Source organism: Crocosphaera sp. UHCC 0190, assembly GCF_034932065.1.
In the GTDB taxonomy this organism is placed as follows: domain Bacteria; phylum Cyanobacteriota; class Cyanobacteriia; order Cyanobacteriales; family Microcystaceae; genus UHCC-0190.
This window is the reverse complement of sequence record NZ_JAYGHP010000019.1, coordinates 20458-34747: the sequence shown is the minus strand read 5'-3', so window position 1 is coordinate 34747 and position 14290 is coordinate 20458. Positions and strand designations below refer to the sequence as shown.

The following is a 14290-nucleotide window of genomic DNA, read 5'->3' as shown; positions in this document are numbered from 1 at the left end:
TTGATACTCAATTTAAAATTTTAACGTACCTTTAACTGTTGGATAAACAGAAACTTTAGCGACTTTTGCTAAACCTGTTTTTTGTTCTTGCTTTTTTAACTGTTTAAGCTTCTCCTCTAATTCTTTTACTGTATCTGAATATTCCCAGATTTTACGTTCACTCGCCAAGATTGTCACCCCTTTATAGATTAAATTTTCGCCCCTTTCCTGTTTATACTCAGCAGCAAAAGTTACAATATTTTCTTTTAAAGTTTCTTTTTCCTGTTCTAATTCTTTAATCAGGGTAGAAATTTCTAAATAACGTTCAATTTGTTGCTCAGGTGTTAGCTCAGTGGTAACAGAAGACTTAGCAATCTGATCAATAGGAATACCTGCATTTAAAGGAGGATTATAAAATGCAATATAATCAGCTTCAATCTCATTCAACTCTGTTTCATTACAATCTAAATAACAGATTTTACTCGCATTAACGGCTTTAATATTAGATAAATTAGAGGTAAATAAACAACTTTTCAACTGAATCGCTTGACCAATATAATAAACCCGATTAGCATCATCTGCAATCAAATAAACCCCAGAATCTTCCGGCAAAGCATCAAGATTATTTAAGCGAACATTAGCCAATTCTTGCACTAAAGGCAAATCAGATAATTCCGTCATCAAAAATCTCTCCGGTATGATTACAAAAGATAAAGTACAATTAAAGCAGTCGAAAAATTATCAATAATATTAACCGTACAACAATAACGCCTTATGTTTGATGCTCTCGCCGATCGCCTAGAAGATGCTTGGAAAAAATTACGGGGTCAAGACAAGATCTCTGAATCTAATATACAAGAAGCCCTCAAAGAAGTGCGACGCGCCCTCCTCGCAGCAGATGTTAACCTGCAAGTCGTCAAAACCTTCATTGCAGACGTAGAAAAAGCAGCGATCGGCGCAGAAGTCATTGCAGGGGTCAACCCTGGCCAGCAGTTCATCAAAATTGTTTATGATGAATTAGTCAAGGTCATGGGAGAAAGTAATGTCCCACTGGCCCAAGCAAAAACCGCCCCCACTGTCATCTTAATGGCAGGATTACAGGGGACAGGGAAAACCACCGCAACCGCCAAATTAGCTCTATATTTACGCAAACAAGAACGCAGTTGTCTGATGGTTGCAACAGACATCTATCGTCCTGCGGCTATTGACCAGTTAATCACCTTAGGGCAGCAAATTGATGTCCCAGTCTTTGAATTAGGCAGTGAGGCCAACCCTGTTGATATTGCGACTCAAGGGGTGGCCAAAGCGAAAGAAATGGGCTTAGATACGGTCATCATCGATACTGCGGGACGACTGCAAATTGATGAAGAGATGATGATCGAATTGGCCCGCATCAAAAAGGCCGTCAACCCCGATGATACCCTGTTAGTCGTAGATGCTATGACAGGGCAAGAGGCAGCTAATTTAACCCGTACATTTCATGAACAAATCGGGGTTACAGGGGCCATTCTCACCAAATTGGACGGGGATACCAGAGGGGGTGCAGCCCTATCTGTGCGTCAAATATCGGGGCAACCGATTAAATTTGTGGGGGTAGGGGAGAAAGTCGAGGCATTACAACCTTTTTATCCCGATCGCATGGCTTCCCGTATTCTGAGTATGGGAGATATTCTTACTTTAGTCGAAAAAGCCCAAGAGGAGATTGATCTGTCAGATGTCGAACAGATGCAGTCGAAAATTCTAGAGGCAAAATTTGATTTTAATGACTTCCTCAAACAAATGCGCTTGATGAAGAATATGGGGTCATTTGGCAGCATTTTAAAGATGATTCCAGGGATGAATAAACTCAGTAACCTCGATATTGAAAAGGGAGAAACTGAACTCAAAAAAACTGAGGCGATGATCAGTTCCATGACCCTACAAGAACGGAAAGACCCTGACTTATTAGCCCAGTCTCCCAGTCGTCGTCGTCGCATTGCCAAGGGTTCGGGTCATCCTGAAACAGAAGTGAGCAAACTGGTTAAGAATTTTACCCGAATGCGAACGATGATGCAGCAAATGGGACAAGGGGGAATGCCCGCTATGCCTGGTATGGGTGGCGGAATGCCTGGTATGGGTGGCGGAATGCCTGGTATGGGTGGCGGAATGCCTGGTATGGGGGGAATGTTTGGTCAGGCCCCACCCCCAGGTTTTCGGGGTTACGGGGGCGGTGGTAAGGCGAAAAAGCCCAAAAAAGCCAAGAAAAAGAAAGGGTTTGGCAATTTATAACTGTAGGGTGGGTATTGCCCACTCTAACTATTACAATTTAACTGCTTGTAAGGTGCAAGCCAGAGGGCGCAAGCATTGCGCCCCTACAACCGGACAAATTGGAACGTAGGGGCGTATCGCGTACGCCCTCTTTTTCATAACTAATAGCAACTAAGTCCTGGGGGATGAACGCACTACACGAAAACCAACACCGTCGAGGTCGTAGTCGCGCGGGCTATTGTAGGTGCGGTTGGCGCAACGGCAATAACTAGGCGCGCTGCCCCAAGAACCGCCGCGTAGTATCTTTATAGTATTATTGTCACCTGAAATCCAAGCACTACCATCAGTAGGCGCACCATTATAATCACTATGCCAATCATCAGCGCACCATTCCCAGACATTACCGTGCATATCAGATAACCAAACCCATTGGCAGAAAATTGACCTACAGGGGTCGTTTCCTGTCGGTATTGTCCCTTTGCTTCTTGACCATAGATAGAGTTACCACAGTAGTTAGCTAAATCTGTTGTTATAGTTTCTCCGCAATAGAAAGGAGTGGTTGTTCCTGCACGACAGGCATATTCCCATTCCGCTTCTGAGGGCAGTCTATAGTCCTTTCCTGTTAGCTTGGACAACCGTTTACAGAACTCTACGCAGTCATACCAGCTAACACACTCTACAGGACGTTTATTCCCTGGGAAACGGGAGGGGTTTGGGTTTAAATCTCTGTCTATTTTTAACTCAGTAGCAGAAGCGATGATTTCCCATTGTTGTTGAGTTATGGGATATTTACCCATGAAGAAAGCAGGAACCCTTACTTGATGTTGAGGTTTTTCTCTTCTAAAACCTTGCCGTTCAAACTTGTTGACTAATCTTTCAATTTCAGCATCATCTGTTCCCATCAAAAATCTACCAACAGGAATAGAAACCATTTCTAAAATTGTGTCATTTTCTAGATTTTCTTGAAAATATTCTGCTTGTTTGGTTTCGCGCTTGATAACTTGTCCTGTTTGGTTAACTGTGGCTACTTCAAACTTAAATAGATTAGCCTTTTCAGGAAACAGTAAAGCCAACCATTGAGCCATAGTAGGAGGGCGTTTTTCTAAATCAAAGGCCATCCCTTGTAAAATAGCATCATTCACCCGTTGACTCAGGTTAGGATTAGATTCTTTGGGAGATTTTAAGGGCATATTTATCTCCTGCATAATCTTAGAATTTAAGTAGGGACTAGATAAAGGAATAAAAGGCTGTTACTTGACTGCTAAAATTACAAATAAAGTAGTCGTTAACGCATAGACATCAAGGGCCGGGGTGAAATTACTTCTAGTTTCAAATTGTTCAGGTGGAGCAAAGGGAGGAGTTGCCGCATTAGTTAAACTCATGGAGGTAGCAAAATCAACTTCTCGCGCTAAACCAAAATCAATTAACTTGGCTTGATTATCTGGGGTTTGTAGTAAGATGTTTTGGGGTTTAACATCTCTGTGTAAATAGTTTTTACTGTGAATATAAGCTAATGCTTCCCCAATACCTTTGATGATTTTTAATCCGGCTTCTTCCGTAAATAAACCTTGCTCTTGAAGACATTGTACTAAGTTTTTTCCTTTGATATATTCCATTACCATGCAAGAAATATTATCTTCTTTGAATAATTCAGGATAAACTTTAACAATATGTGGATGATCAAAACTGGCTAAGATCATTGCTTCAGAATTAAACTTATCTTGTTCTTCTTTAAAACAAGCATCAAAGCCATCAAGATTACCATATTTATCCTTATATCTTTGTTCTAAAGCTATAACATTAATAGTTTTAATTGCTACTTTAATTTTTCTTTTAAAGTCTTCAGCTAGATAGGTAACACCAAATCCTCCTATACCCAATCTTTCAATGATTTGATATTGTCCTTTTTTTAAGGTTTTTCCTGGTTGAAAGTAACTCATAATTAGGATTTCTAAATAATATTTGTGGTTTTAGATTCAATTTCTATGATACTTGCAATTTACACCAAAAGGCATTAGGGCTTAATGGTATTAAGCCCCTACAATGGGGAAGGGTTTATTTAAAAAGGTCGTTTTTATGAGATAATATGAAGGATTGTTATTTTTATTGTCAATGAAAGGTCTACAAAAAAGCTCTCTAATGATTTTCTTGTTAATAACAGGGTTGCCCTTAACTCCTGCTTATTCATCCCCAATAAATCCAGCAATAGAAGTAGCACAACAAACCCCTTCTATTAATCGAGAAGTTAGAAATTTCTTTGAAACTGGCCGTGTAACTTCTCAAGATAGAATATTATTTCAAAGGCCTCCAAGTGGTGTTATTCCTGTTAGAGAACAGTCAAATAGTTGGCAATTTGTTATTTTTAAAGAAGGAGGAGTTTCCTTCTGGATGCCTCCAGGAATTTTAACCCAAGAAACAGTAGTTTTAGAGACAAAATCAGGGGAAATTAGTTTTCGTACTTTAGCATCAAATGCGGAAGATAGACGTTATATTGCCGCTTATGCAGAAGGTTTAACAGCAGAACAAATTAAGGATAGTGAGGCATTATTACAAGCAATACGGGACGAAGTTACCCCAGAAAATGAATTTAAGTTAATCAGACAACGGGCCATTACATTAGATAAATATCCAGGTCAAGAATTCAGCTTTGAAAACGAAAATGAAATGATTACCTTTCGGGTTTATTTAGCAGGAAACCGCATTTATACCCTAGGAATTCGTTATCCTAAATCAAGTCCACAAACCACAACCACTAGAACCTTTTTAAATGCCTTAGAATTATTAGAGGGTTCATAAATAAGCTTAACCATGAATAATAACTATAATGAGGATAATCAAAGAAAACAACGAGCAATTAAACAAGCAAAAACAGCCTTTATTGTTTTGTTGGTTTCAGGGTTATTGATGGGTTTATTGGTTTCTTTTGGACTAATTAAACTCATGAATTACTTCGGGTTAACTGAAAAAAGAAATCAAATCGAAATCATTAAAGACAATATAAATTAAAGGACATAATATAAGTATGTTTCTAAAGAATTATCAGGTTAAATTCACCAGTTTTTACCAGTTTTTCATGTCTGTTAAAGTAATAAAAATTAGTGATCAATTATTAAAATAACTGATCACTATCCACTTAATAAAGTCTAAGCAGCTAAAGGCAAAGATTGATCATTAAGAACTGCTTGATAATAGTTTCTTAACTGATGAGTTGCCGCGGCCCAACCCCATTTTTCTGCTTCTTGTCGGGCATTTTCTCGCAATTGTTCCCGTTCTTCTTTCGCAGCTAAAAGGCGTTTTGTGGCGATAATAGCCCCATCAGGATCATTGGGTTCAAATAAATAACCATTAACTCCATCCGTCACAATATCAGGAATTCCCCCAGAATTCGCCGCAACGACGGGACAACCTGCGGCCATAGCTTCTAATAACACTAATCCTAACGTTTCTGTGCGAGAAGGGAAAATAAAGGCATCCGATGAGGCAAAGGCCGAAGCCAATTCTAACCCCTGGAGATAGCCCACAAAATGGGTCTGAGTCCCTGCAAAATGCGCCTCTAATACCTCTCGGTGGGGGCCATCCCCAACAATTGCCAAATGTGCGTCGGGAATGGCTTCTAAGACGGGTTTAATTTGATCAATTTGCTTCTCTGGGGAGACTCGTCCCACATACAATAATAAGGGACTGTCCGGGTTTCCGCCTGATAAACGCGATCGCATTTGTTTGGAGGCTAAATGGGGCTGAAACATCTCTGTATCGACTCCCCTCTGCCATAAGTCTACTCGTTCAATACCATGAGTTACTAATTCATTGACCATTGCAGTTGAGGTACAGAGGTTTAAATGGGCTTGGTTATGCCCTAATTTTAAGAGTTCCCATAATAGTCCTTCCAGGGAACCTAAGCCATAATGGTGTAAATATTGGGGTAAATGGGTATGATAGGAAGCAACTAGAGGAATATTCATGGTTTTGGCATAATAAATGCCCCCTAATCCTAAAACAGCAGGGTTTACCACATGAATCACATCAGGTTTAAATCTTTCTATCGCTTTACCTACTGTCGGGGTAGGAATGGCTAATTTTAATTCAGGATAGAGAGGTAAGGGAATCCCTTTGACTCCGTGAATTTTTGCCCCTTTATGTTCCCGTAAACCCCCATCTGGGGAAAAAACTAACACTTGATCGCCGTTACGCTGCAAATGTTCAACGGTATGACGTAAACGAGTGACAATACCATCAATTTTGGGTAAAAAGGTTTCTGTGAATAAGGCAACTCGCATTTTTGATTTGTTATTCGAGGATCAATAGTAATATACCGCTATGGGGAGGACAAAAGGCCAAAGTTTACGGCAACAACGCTTTAACTTATTCTTAATCAGCGAGATGTATGAATAATCCCCAATTTATCTAGCCAAAGTTGCCCATCACTATAATTTTGGTACTGCAACTTTCACTAATGCAGATATTATTACCCCTGTCGCCCAGGCTTAACATTAGGCTGTGTAGACAGCCTTTGTGCTTATAGAATAAGGCTTTAGCCTGTATTCATTTATTAATATTGAATCAGATTTAAAAGAAATTCTTAATAAGTTTGAGCAAACGGGTTGAGTCTCAAGAATTTGTCAGTCGAGGGGTTTTAATTGGCTTAATTGTTGCTATTCTAGGAGGTGCAGCTAAATTATTGGGATTTGTGGGCAATCCTTGAAATTTCCGCCAATCAATCCCAGAGATTTTGCCGATTTCCGTCACATTGACTACATCCGTACTAAGGAATTTGGCATAAAATCGAGGGGAAGACATAAAGTCAATATCACCCTCCGATTGCTTATTTCAGCCGCCTACCTTTCAAGGGCGGTTTTTTATTTTTATTTCAATAATCTGTTACAATCAGTGTTTATTTGGCCACAGCCTTAAAAAAATCAGTACAATAGAAACATAAGGCTATCATTAAGCCTTCCATTTTCACTTATCCTAAGATCAAACTATCATTTTTATGGAATCTAGCAGCCCGTCAGGGAAGGTTTCAGAACCCCCAACCCATAGGTGGTCTCACTTTATGGGAACGGCGATCGCCATATTGACGTTAACTTTACCCTTATTCGTTATCGCCTATTACTCCTCAAATAAGGCTGATCCTCAACTGCGTACTCCTTATTCCCTAAATCATCCGAGAGAATGATGTAAGATCCTAACCTAGTTTTTAGCAATTTCTCAAGATACGCTTTAGTGCAAGGCTAAGTCAAAGCCTGGTGTCACTCGTTGGTTATTTTACTATAGCGAGCGACAATCAGGTTTGTTTGTCTGTGCAGGGTGAGGGAATTAGGGAGTGTGGGAAGTGTCGGGAGTGCAGGGAGCTTCTATTTCCTTATTTCCTCCTTGTCTCCCCCCCCTCCTTACCCCCTAATTTCGATTAAGCACGAACTGGAAGCGGACTGTTTTTTAACGCTTCTACCAAAGAACGAACCGCCGCCACCATGGCCACCTCATCATTGAGTTGGTTAATAGCTGAACCCACACCAACACCAGAGGCCCCCGCAGCAATAGCCATGGGAACTGTTACATTAGATAAACCCGACGCACACAATACGGGAACAGATACAGCATGGGAAATACTATGGGCCGCAGCTAAAGTGGGGGCAGCTTTTTCAATTAACCCTAAAGTCCCTGCATGGGTAGGTTGACTGCTGGTTCCCCCTTCCGTTTGAATAATATCAGCCCCTGCATCAACTAAAGCTTCTGCCAGTTGTACTTGTTCATCTAGGGGGAGAATATGGGGAACCGTGACAGATAAAGTAATATCAGGCAGTAAGGCGCGAGTTTTGTGGGTTAAGGCCAAGACTTCTGGGGCTTCAAACCGTCGTCCTTGGGCATAAAAGGCATCAAAATTACCAATTTCAATTAAATCTGCCCCGGCCTTTACTGCTGCTGTGAATAAGTCAGGGTCAACGGCCGAGACACAGATAGGTAAGGTAATCAATTGACGGACATTGTGAACTAAAGCCGCATCAGCCGCAATATCGACAAAGGTTGCGCCCCCTGCTTGGGCCGCTTTAACAATAGCGGTGACTTTCTTGGTGTCTAAATTAGTTAAGCCGCTAATAACCTTAAGGGCTTGATGTTGAGCGAACGCTTTCTCTAACTGAGGGTGCATAGTCATCTTCAATCTGAATCTTGATAAGCTTATTGTGCCATTTTTCTTTGTATAGTGTTAAAAAAGTCTTACTGTCAACCCAACCAGGGAGGGGTAGTGACACAATAGCAATAGCAATGATTATTAGGCTTGGGAAGATTTATAATGATTAAACTGGCAACACGGGTAGGAAAAGTCCCTCCATCTATCACCCTAGCCATCGCAGCTAAAGCTAAGGCGATGAAAACCCAAGGCATTGATGTCTGTAGCTTTAGTGCTGGAGAACCGGATTTTGATACCCCGCAGCACATCAAAGACGCAGCTAAGTTAGCTCTTGATAGTGGTAAAACTAAGTATGGGGCAGCATCAGGGGAACCTAAACTAAGAGAGGCGATCGCTAAAAAGTTACGCAATGATAACAATTTAAACTATGGCCCAGAGAATGTCATTGTCAGCAATGGAGGTAAACATTCTTTATTTAATTTAATGTTGGCCTTAATTGAAACGGGAGATGAGGTGATTATTCCGGCTCCCTATTGGTTAAGTTATCCTGAAATGGTGAAACTGGCAGCAGGTACCCCTGTGATTGTAGAGACGACGGCAGAAACGGAGTATAAAATTACCCCGCAACAACTACGAGAAGCTATCACCCCAAACACCAAATTATTTGTTCTCAATTCTCCTTCTAACCCCACAGGAACCGTTTATACACCTGATGAAATTAAGGCCTTAGCGGAGGTGATTATTGACCATGATTTATTGGTTGTTTCTGATGAAATTTACGAAAAAATTCTCTATGATGGCGCGGAACATATAAGTATTGGAGCTTTAGGGGAAGAAATCTTTAAACGCACAATTATTAGTAATGGGTTTGCGAAAAGTTATTCCATGACAGGGTGGCGTGTAGGCTATTTAGCTGGCCCGACAGAATTAATTAAAGCTACCAGTATTATTCAAAGTCATAGTACCTCAAATGTCTGTACTTTTGCTCAATATGGAGCGATTGCGGCCTTAGAAGATTCTCAAGATTGTGTGCAAGAAATGTTAACAGCCTTTACTCAACGACGGAGGGTAATGGTAGACAGAATTCAAGCTATGTCTAAGCTGAGTTGTTCAACCCCAATGGGCGCATTTTATGTGTTTGTTGATATTAGTCAAACTGGGATGAAATCTTTGGAATTTTCTGATGCTCTTTTGGAAGCTGAAAAAGTTGCAGTGATTCCAGGGATAGCTTTTGGGGCTGATGATTGTATTCGTCTTTCCTATGCCACTGATTTAGGAACCATTGAAAAAGGAATGGCTAGATTAGAAAAATTTGTTAAGGTTTAATGAATAATTAAGGAGAAAATATGTCTTATAAAAAGATTTTAGTTGCTTTAGATAATTCCCCTTTAGGAAAAGTTGTTTTTGAGCAAGCTTTATCAATGGCTAAACAAAATAAGGCGGTTTTAATGTTGTTCCATTGTTTATCCATGGAAAGTCAAAATGTAACCCCTTACGCCAGTTTTTATGAGGGAGAATTTAGCGACTTTTCTTATTTAATGCGGGAACAGTTAGAACAACAAACTGAAAGCGTAAAGCAATGGCTAACAGATTATTGTAAAATTGCCACAGAACAAGGTGTATTGACAGAATGGGACTGGAAAATAGGAGAACCCGGCCGTTGGGTTCGAGAAGTCGCTAAAAGTTGGGATGCTGATTTAATTGTGATCGGAAGACGGGGACTAAAAGGCATTACAGAAATGTTTTTAGGTAGCGTTAGCAATTATATTGTTCACCATTCTCCCTGTTCTGTATTAGTGGTTCAAGGGGAAAATCTAGAAAAAAATTGTTAGCCTCACCCTCAACTTGACTCTTTTACAGTAAATTAGGTAAAGAATTGTAAACAATCTTGATCAGGAGACAAATCATGAGCAGTCCTCAAACGCAACCCAGCGAAACCCCCAAACTCGAAGATCCTAAATTCGGGTTTAATGACTATGCAGAGCGTTTAAATGGTCGTGCGGCTATGATGGGTTTCTTGTTAATCTTAGCCATCGAATATTTTACCGGACAAGGACTATTATCCTGGTTGGGTCTACAGTAGCAGGTTGATGGGAAGACAAGGAAAATAGAGAATGGCGAAACTTCTGTAACCCCTAAACATCTAACTTCTTCCCCTACTTGTATGATGGTGGATAACTTTATCTTTTCTATACAAACTCGGTAATATACGGAAACCTCTCAGTAGGACTAGAATCACCCTAAATCCTATCTCCGAGATTTCTGTGAGCCGTTTTGTAGCAGGTAAGATAAGCTGAAATTAGAATGGTAATCTAAACAGAAACAAGCAAATGAATATTTTACTGCCTCGTGTTCTGAGAACCTTTTACCGCAAAGAACCCATTTCTAGCTTTATTCTCACCGTGGGTGCGGTAGATGCGGTAATTGGAGGGGTGGGACAACGCTGGTCATTATTGTCATTGGGATTACTAATTGCGACCTTATCCATCATTTTACGTTGGTGGCAAGTGCAAAAATCTCAACCCATACTGACCGAAGATACCCCTAGGCGATATCTCCCACCTAGTTCGACCAGAACCCCCCTACCTCAATTAACTCATGATAAATCCCGCCGATGAATGGTGTGGCAACATCTCAGTGCTTAAAAATTGGTGAGGTTGCCAAGCAGTTTGGGTTATCTGTAAAAACTTTGCGTTATTATGATGAGCGTGGTTTATTAACTCCGACTGTTCAACGTTCTCCTTCAGGCTATCGTCTCTTTCATCCAACGGTGTTTGGTCGATTAGGGTTTATCAAACGGGCCCAAGCTTTAGGTCTGAGCCTAGAGGAAATTCAGGAAGTGCTATCCATTCATGACCAGGGACAGTTGCCTTGCGGGATGATTAAGCAATATCTTTTGGAGAAGTTGACAGAGATAGAGAAACAAATTGAGTCTCTAGACATTCTAAAATCTGAGTTAACGGGAATTCTGTCTGGGTGGCAAGAGCAACCCTTAATTGAGAAGACCGAACAAACCATTTGCCCGAATATTCAGTCACCATGATGAACCATCAGGACAGTAAGGGAAAAAAAAGACTCTATTCAGGGGTATTCATCACTACTCTACTCCTCTTCAGTCAAGGGTGGGGAATACCCAGTCAGGCCCAATTGCTTCAGCAGCAACAAGAAGCACTTTCTGAACAGAAGATTCCTGTAGAAAATAACACATTAAAGCTTAAATATCGCCTAACTGGTCATACAACTCCTATTCGTTCCCTGGTGTTTAGTCCCAATGGAAGAACCTTAGTTAGTGGTGGGGGAACCAATGAACCATTTTTGAAATTTTGGTCTTTGGAAGATGGGGAGGAAGTGGATACCCTGCGATCGCAAAGTTCAGCGATTTTAACCTTAGCCATTTCTCCTGATGGGAAAACCTTGGTCAGCAGTGGGGAAGATGCAGATATTCACTTTTGGACTTGGCCGCAAAAATCAAGCAAAGTGACTTTTTTTGACCACTACAGTTATGTGTTATCCCTAGCAATTACCCCTGACAGTCAATGGGTGGTCAGTGGGGCCTTAGATGGTATTCGGGTCTGGTCTTTAGAACCTCCCCGTTTGCTCTATCAATTAGAAGGCTTTGGAACCCCTGCTTATGCCTTAGCGATGCACCCCAATGGGTTTTTAGTGGCTAGTGGGGATGATCAGGGAAGGGTGAGATTTTGGAATCTTCGAGACAAGACTTTAGTATCGGAGTTTGCGGCCCACGAAAGACCGATATCGGGTTTGGCTATTACCCCTGATGGTAAAACCTTGGTTACCGCGAGTCAAGATGGGACGGTTAAGCTTTGGGATTTGGCCAGTGGTGATTTGATTGATACCTTGACGGGCCATAAGGGGAGAGTTCAGGCGATCGCCCTCAGTCCCAATGGTAAGATTTTGGCGAGTGCGGGTCTTGATGGGGTGAGACTGTGGAGTATGGAAAGAAGACGGTTGTTGCGTTATCTAACCGAGGAAAGGGACTGGGTTAATGCCTTAGCGTTTAGTCCTAATGGACAGTTTCTGGCTTCCGGTGGGTTTGATAAGGTGGTTAATGTTTGGGAAATTCCCCCTTCTTTTTATGAGGTTCCTAAGTCGCGTATTGAGATTCAATTCGAGCAGTAAAGTATGCCCCAAGATCAACAACATCCCCAAGAAAAAGCTGATCGTGAGGTGATTAATCGTCTTTTGACAGAAGAACCCAATCATCATAATTTAGCGGAATTAGCACGGCTTCGCATCCGTTACCGCAATTTTCCTGGAGCGCGACAAATACATCGGGATTTAGAGTTAATTTTACAGCAGTGGCAGTTGACAGAAGAAGAACTATTTGAGACAACTCGTCAACTCCATGAAAGTGGGAAGGTTTATCGTCGTCAGCAAGGGGATGATATTCAAGATTGGAGTTAAATGTTCAGTAACATCATTAAAAAATCTCTAATTAACAGCTTTATTGTTTTTATTTTATTTCTAATTGTTACAGATGCACTACCCGAAACATCCTTAGTTCATCGCTATTTGAAACAAGCAATTGATCCCCTTTTAGATAAAATAGGAATTTGGCAGGGAACTTGGCAATTATTTGCCCCAGATGTAGATAAAAGCAACAATCGTTTTCTGGCCGAAATAACTTTTTCTGATAATACTCAAGGTATTTGGTACTCTCCCAATTGGTCTAAAATGTCTATTGAAGAGCGTTTTCTCAAGTTTAGACACATGGAATATTATGATAGTATTTACTTTGAGGGTAACAGCAATGCTTGGCAATCTTTAGCAGACCATTTATCAAGAACAATTGTGAGTGCAGATAATCCAGATGCCAAGCCTATTAAAATTATTTTAATCAGAGAATGGGCGAATATTCCAGCACCAAGTCAAAAAAATTTATCACCTATTTTACCTGAAAATAACTTTAATCATCGTTATAAATTCTACAAATGGGAATCTTCTAAATGAGTTATACTCCCTTCAGTTTACAGAGTTTTTTGGCTGGTTGGGATAGTTTTTTTTATCAATATAAAAACCCAAAAATATGTGCAGTAATTCGCATTGCTTATGCTTTTTTATTACTGATTAATGTTTTAGTTTGGTGGCCAGATTTATTAAGCTGGTTCGGAGAAAATGGATTATTACCCTATGCAGTTTCTAGAGAAATTATTGCTCCTGACACCCTCACTATTTTTACCTGGTTGCCTAAAAATGACTGGGTATTAAAAATTAGTTATGGTATTTTTATTTCACAAATTATTTTATTATTATTTGGCTTATTTTCTCGATTTCAAGCAATCTGTGTTTTTATTTGGTTTGTATCTTTTGTTCATCGACATCATACCTTATTTGATGCTGAAGATAATTTATTTAGACTCATGGGATTTTTTCTGATTTTTATGCCAATTGGTGCTTATTATTCTGTTGATAATTGGTTGAAGAATCGCAACAAAATTCCTCATGATTTTACTTCATCAACTTGGGCATTGCGATTATTACAAATACAAATGTGTTTAATTTATGTGTCTACAGCTTGGGAAAAAATGAAAGGAGAAGACTGGATAAATGGAACAGCTATTTATTATGTTAGTCGTTTAGATGATGTTTTTGGACACTTCCCTATTCCGAATTTTTTATTAACTTCTTTCAGTCTGATCAAATATATGACATGGTTAGTCATTGTTGTAGAGTTATTTATTCCTATTACACTTTGGTTTAAAGAAACTCGTCGCTTTGCATTATTCCTGGCCTTTGGACTACATTTATCCATTGAATATGCTATGAATTTATTTCTGTTTCAATGGTTAATGATCGTAGGATTATTATCTTTTACAGAACCCAGAGATTATAAACTTTTAAAGCATTGGGTCACAAAAATTCTCCAATTCATTAAGAAAAAGGCGATCATGAGGTGATATCAAATCCGCTTTA

General features: G+C 40.0%; 18 protein-coding genes and 1 pseudogene. 13 read left to right on the top strand and 6 right to left on the bottom strand.

The annotated features are described in order from the left end of the window. Positions 1-12: 12 nt before the first annotated feature. A complete protein-coding gene (locus VB715_RS19775; protein ID WP_323302916.1) occupies positions 13-660 on the bottom strand; it encodes an excinuclease ABC subunit C in 648 nt (215 codons plus the stop codon). Between the two features lie 93 nt (positions 661-753). Between VB715_RS19775 and ffh the strand changes: the two genes are divergently transcribed. Continuing rightward, complete coding sequence (gene ffh, locus VB715_RS19770; protein WP_323302915.1) at positions 754-2247, top strand: signal recognition particle protein; 1494 nt, start codon at positions 754-756, stop codon at positions 2245-2247. A 150-nt stretch (positions 2248-2397) separates the two neighbouring features. Here the strand turns inward: ffh and VB715_RS19765 are convergent. Then, positions 2398-3272 (bottom strand): annotated as a pseudogene (locus VB715_RS19765) (formylglycine-generating enzyme family protein); the annotation flags it as partial. 204 nt (positions 3273-3476) lie between these two features. Further along, positions 3477-4166 (bottom strand): serine/threonine-protein kinase, encoded by a 690-nt coding sequence (locus tag VB715_RS19760; protein WP_323302914.1) that lies wholly within the window; start codon positions 4164-4166, stop codon positions 3477-3479. 172 nt (positions 4167-4338) lie between these two features. Here VB715_RS19760 and VB715_RS19755 point away from each other — a divergent pair, with 172 nt between their 5' ends. Next, entirely contained in the window at positions 4339-5022 is a 684-nt protein-coding gene (locus VB715_RS19755; RefSeq protein ID WP_323302913.1) for a hypothetical protein, read from the top strand. Between the two features lie 12 nt (positions 5023-5034). Continuing rightward, positions 5035-5232: a hypothetical protein gene (locus VB715_RS19750; RefSeq protein ID WP_323302912.1), complete on the top strand. Its 198-nt coding sequence runs from the start codon at positions 5035-5037 to the stop codon at positions 5230-5232. A 137-nt stretch (positions 5233-5369) separates the two neighbouring features. Here VB715_RS19750 and VB715_RS19745 read toward each other — a convergent pair whose 3' ends face one another. Both VB715_RS19745 and VB715_RS19740 read right to left on the bottom strand, forming a co-directional pair. Further along, positions 5370-6503 (bottom strand): glycosyltransferase, encoded by a 1134-nt coding sequence (locus VB715_RS19745; protein WP_323302911.1) that lies wholly within the window; start codon positions 6501-6503, stop codon positions 5370-5372. Positions 6504-6834: 331 nt separating this feature from the next. After that, on the bottom strand, positions 6835-7023 hold the full coding sequence (locus tag VB715_RS19740; RefSeq protein ID WP_323302938.1) for a hypothetical protein: 189 nt from the start codon (positions 7021-7023) through the stop codon (positions 6835-6837). Between the two features lie 193 nt (positions 7024-7216). Here VB715_RS19740 and VB715_RS19735 point away from each other — a divergent pair, with 193 nt between their 5' ends. Beyond that, positions 7217-7402 carry a hypothetical protein gene (locus VB715_RS19735; RefSeq protein ID WP_323302910.1) on the top strand — a complete coding sequence of 62 codons (186 nt, stop codon included), beginning with the start codon at positions 7217-7219 and terminating at the stop codon, positions 7400-7402. A gap of 231 nt (positions 7403-7633) precedes the next feature. Here VB715_RS19735 and VB715_RS19730 read toward each other — a convergent pair whose 3' ends face one another. Next, positions 7634-8380, bottom strand: a complete 747-nt coding sequence (locus VB715_RS19730) for a DUF561 domain-containing protein (protein ID WP_323302909.1) — start codon at positions 8378-8380, stop codon at positions 7634-7636. A gap of 138 nt (positions 8381-8518) precedes the next feature. Between VB715_RS19730 and VB715_RS19725 the strand changes: the two genes are divergently transcribed. The 9 genes from VB715_RS19725 (at position 8519) to VB715_RS19685 (ending at position 14274) form a co-directional block, all read left to right on the top strand. After that, positions 8519-9682: a pyridoxal phosphate-dependent aminotransferase gene (locus tag VB715_RS19725; protein ID WP_323302908.1), complete on the top strand. Its 1164-nt coding sequence runs from the start codon at positions 8519-8521 to the stop codon at positions 9680-9682. A 20-nt stretch (positions 9683-9702) separates the two neighbouring features. Then, a complete protein-coding gene (locus tag VB715_RS19720) occupies positions 9703-10188 on the top strand; it encodes a universal stress protein (RefSeq protein WP_323302907.1) in 486 nt (161 codons plus the stop codon). A 74-nt stretch (positions 10189-10262) separates the two neighbouring features. Next, positions 10263-10439 carry a chlorophyll a/b-binding protein gene (locus VB715_RS19715; protein ID WP_323302906.1) on the top strand — a complete coding sequence of 59 codons (177 nt, stop codon included), beginning with the start codon at positions 10263-10265 and terminating at the stop codon, positions 10437-10439. Positions 10440-10686: 247 nt separating this feature from the next. Next, positions 10687-10974: a hypothetical protein gene (locus VB715_RS19710; RefSeq protein WP_323302905.1), complete on the top strand. Its 288-nt coding sequence runs from the start codon at positions 10687-10689 to the stop codon at positions 10972-10974. Continuing rightward, positions 10971-11399 carry a heavy metal-responsive transcriptional regulator gene (locus VB715_RS19705; RefSeq protein ID WP_323302904.1) on the top strand — a complete coding sequence of 143 codons (429 nt, stop codon included), beginning with the start codon at positions 10971-10973 and terminating at the stop codon, positions 11397-11399. Before VB715_RS19710 ends, VB715_RS19705 begins: the two co-directional genes overlap by 4 nt. Next, positions 11396-12496: a WD40 repeat domain-containing protein gene (locus tag VB715_RS19700; RefSeq protein WP_323302903.1), complete on the top strand. Its 1101-nt coding sequence runs from the start codon at positions 11396-11398 to the stop codon at positions 12494-12496. Before VB715_RS19705 ends, VB715_RS19700 begins: the two co-directional genes overlap by 4 nt. 3 nt (positions 12497-12499) lie before the next feature. Beyond that, positions 12500-12781 (top strand): DUF3288 family protein, encoded by a 282-nt coding sequence (locus VB715_RS19695; RefSeq protein WP_323302902.1) that lies wholly within the window; start codon positions 12500-12502, stop codon positions 12779-12781. Then, entirely contained in the window at positions 12782-13327 is a 546-nt protein-coding gene (locus VB715_RS19690; RefSeq protein ID WP_323302901.1) for a hypothetical protein, read from the top strand. Next, positions 13324-14274: an HTTM domain-containing protein gene (locus tag VB715_RS19685; protein ID WP_323302900.1), complete on the top strand. Its 951-nt coding sequence runs from the start codon at positions 13324-13326 to the stop codon at positions 14272-14274. Before VB715_RS19690 ends, VB715_RS19685 begins: the two co-directional genes overlap by 4 nt. The last annotated feature ends 16 nt before the right edge of the window (positions 14275-14290 follow it).

Coding starts and splice junctions, on each gene's coding strand:
- VB715_RS19695 (WP_323302902.1), top strand. CDS start 12,500: ATGCCCCAAGATCAACAACATCCCCAAGAAAAAGCTGATCGTGAGGTG.
- VB715_RS19690 (WP_323302901.1), top strand. CDS start 12,782: ATGTTCAGTAACATCATTAAAAAATCTCTAATTAACAGCTTTATTGTT.
- VB715_RS19720 (WP_323302907.1), top strand. CDS start 9,703: ATGTCTTATAAAAAGATTTTAGTTGCTTTAGATAATTCCCCTTTAGGA.
- VB715_RS19755 (WP_323302913.1), top strand. CDS start 4,339: ATGAAAGGTCTACAAAAAAGCTCTCTAATGATTTTCTTGTTAATAACA.
- VB715_RS19730 (WP_323302909.1), bottom strand. CDS start 8,380: ATGACTATGCACCCTCAGTTAGAGAAAGCGTTCGCTCAACATCAAGCC.
- VB715_RS19760 (WP_323302914.1), bottom strand. CDS start 4,166: ATGAGTTACTTTCAACCAGGAAAAACCTTAAAAAAAGGACAATATCAA.
- VB715_RS19735 (WP_323302910.1), top strand. CDS start 7,217: ATGGAATCTAGCAGCCCGTCAGGGAAGGTTTCAGAACCCCCAACCCAT.
- ffh (WP_323302915.1), top strand. CDS start 754: ATGTTTGATGCTCTCGCCGATCGCCTAGAAGATGCTTGGAAAAAATTA.
- VB715_RS19775 (WP_323302916.1), bottom strand. CDS start 660: ATGACGGAATTATCTGATTTGCCTTTAGTGCAAGAATTGGCTAATGTT.
- VB715_RS19710 (WP_323302905.1), top strand. CDS start 10,687: ATGAATATTTTACTGCCTCGTGTTCTGAGAACCTTTTACCGCAAAGAA.
- VB715_RS19705 (WP_323302904.1), top strand. CDS start 10,971: ATGAATGGTGTGGCAACATCTCAGTGCTTAAAAATTGGTGAGGTTGCC.
- VB715_RS19700 (WP_323302903.1), top strand. CDS start 11,396: ATGATGAACCATCAGGACAGTAAGGGAAAAAAAAGACTCTATTCAGGG.
- VB715_RS19745 (WP_323302911.1), bottom strand. CDS start 6,503: ATGCGAGTTGCCTTATTCACAGAAACCTTTTTACCCAAAATTGATGGT.
- VB715_RS19740 (WP_323302938.1), bottom strand. CDS start 7,023: ATGTCTTCCCCTCGATTTTATGCCAAATTCCTTAGTACGGATGTAGTC.
- VB715_RS19685 (WP_323302900.1), top strand. CDS start 13,324: ATGAGTTATACTCCCTTCAGTTTACAGAGTTTTTTGGCTGGTTGGGAT.
- VB715_RS19750 (WP_323302912.1), top strand. CDS start 5,035: ATGAATAATAACTATAATGAGGATAATCAAAGAAAACAACGAGCAATT.
- VB715_RS19725 (WP_323302908.1), top strand. CDS start 8,519: ATGATTAAACTGGCAACACGGGTAGGAAAAGTCCCTCCATCTATCACC.
- VB715_RS19715 (WP_323302906.1), top strand. CDS start 10,263: ATGAGCAGTCCTCAAACGCAACCCAGCGAAACCCCCAAACTCGAAGAT.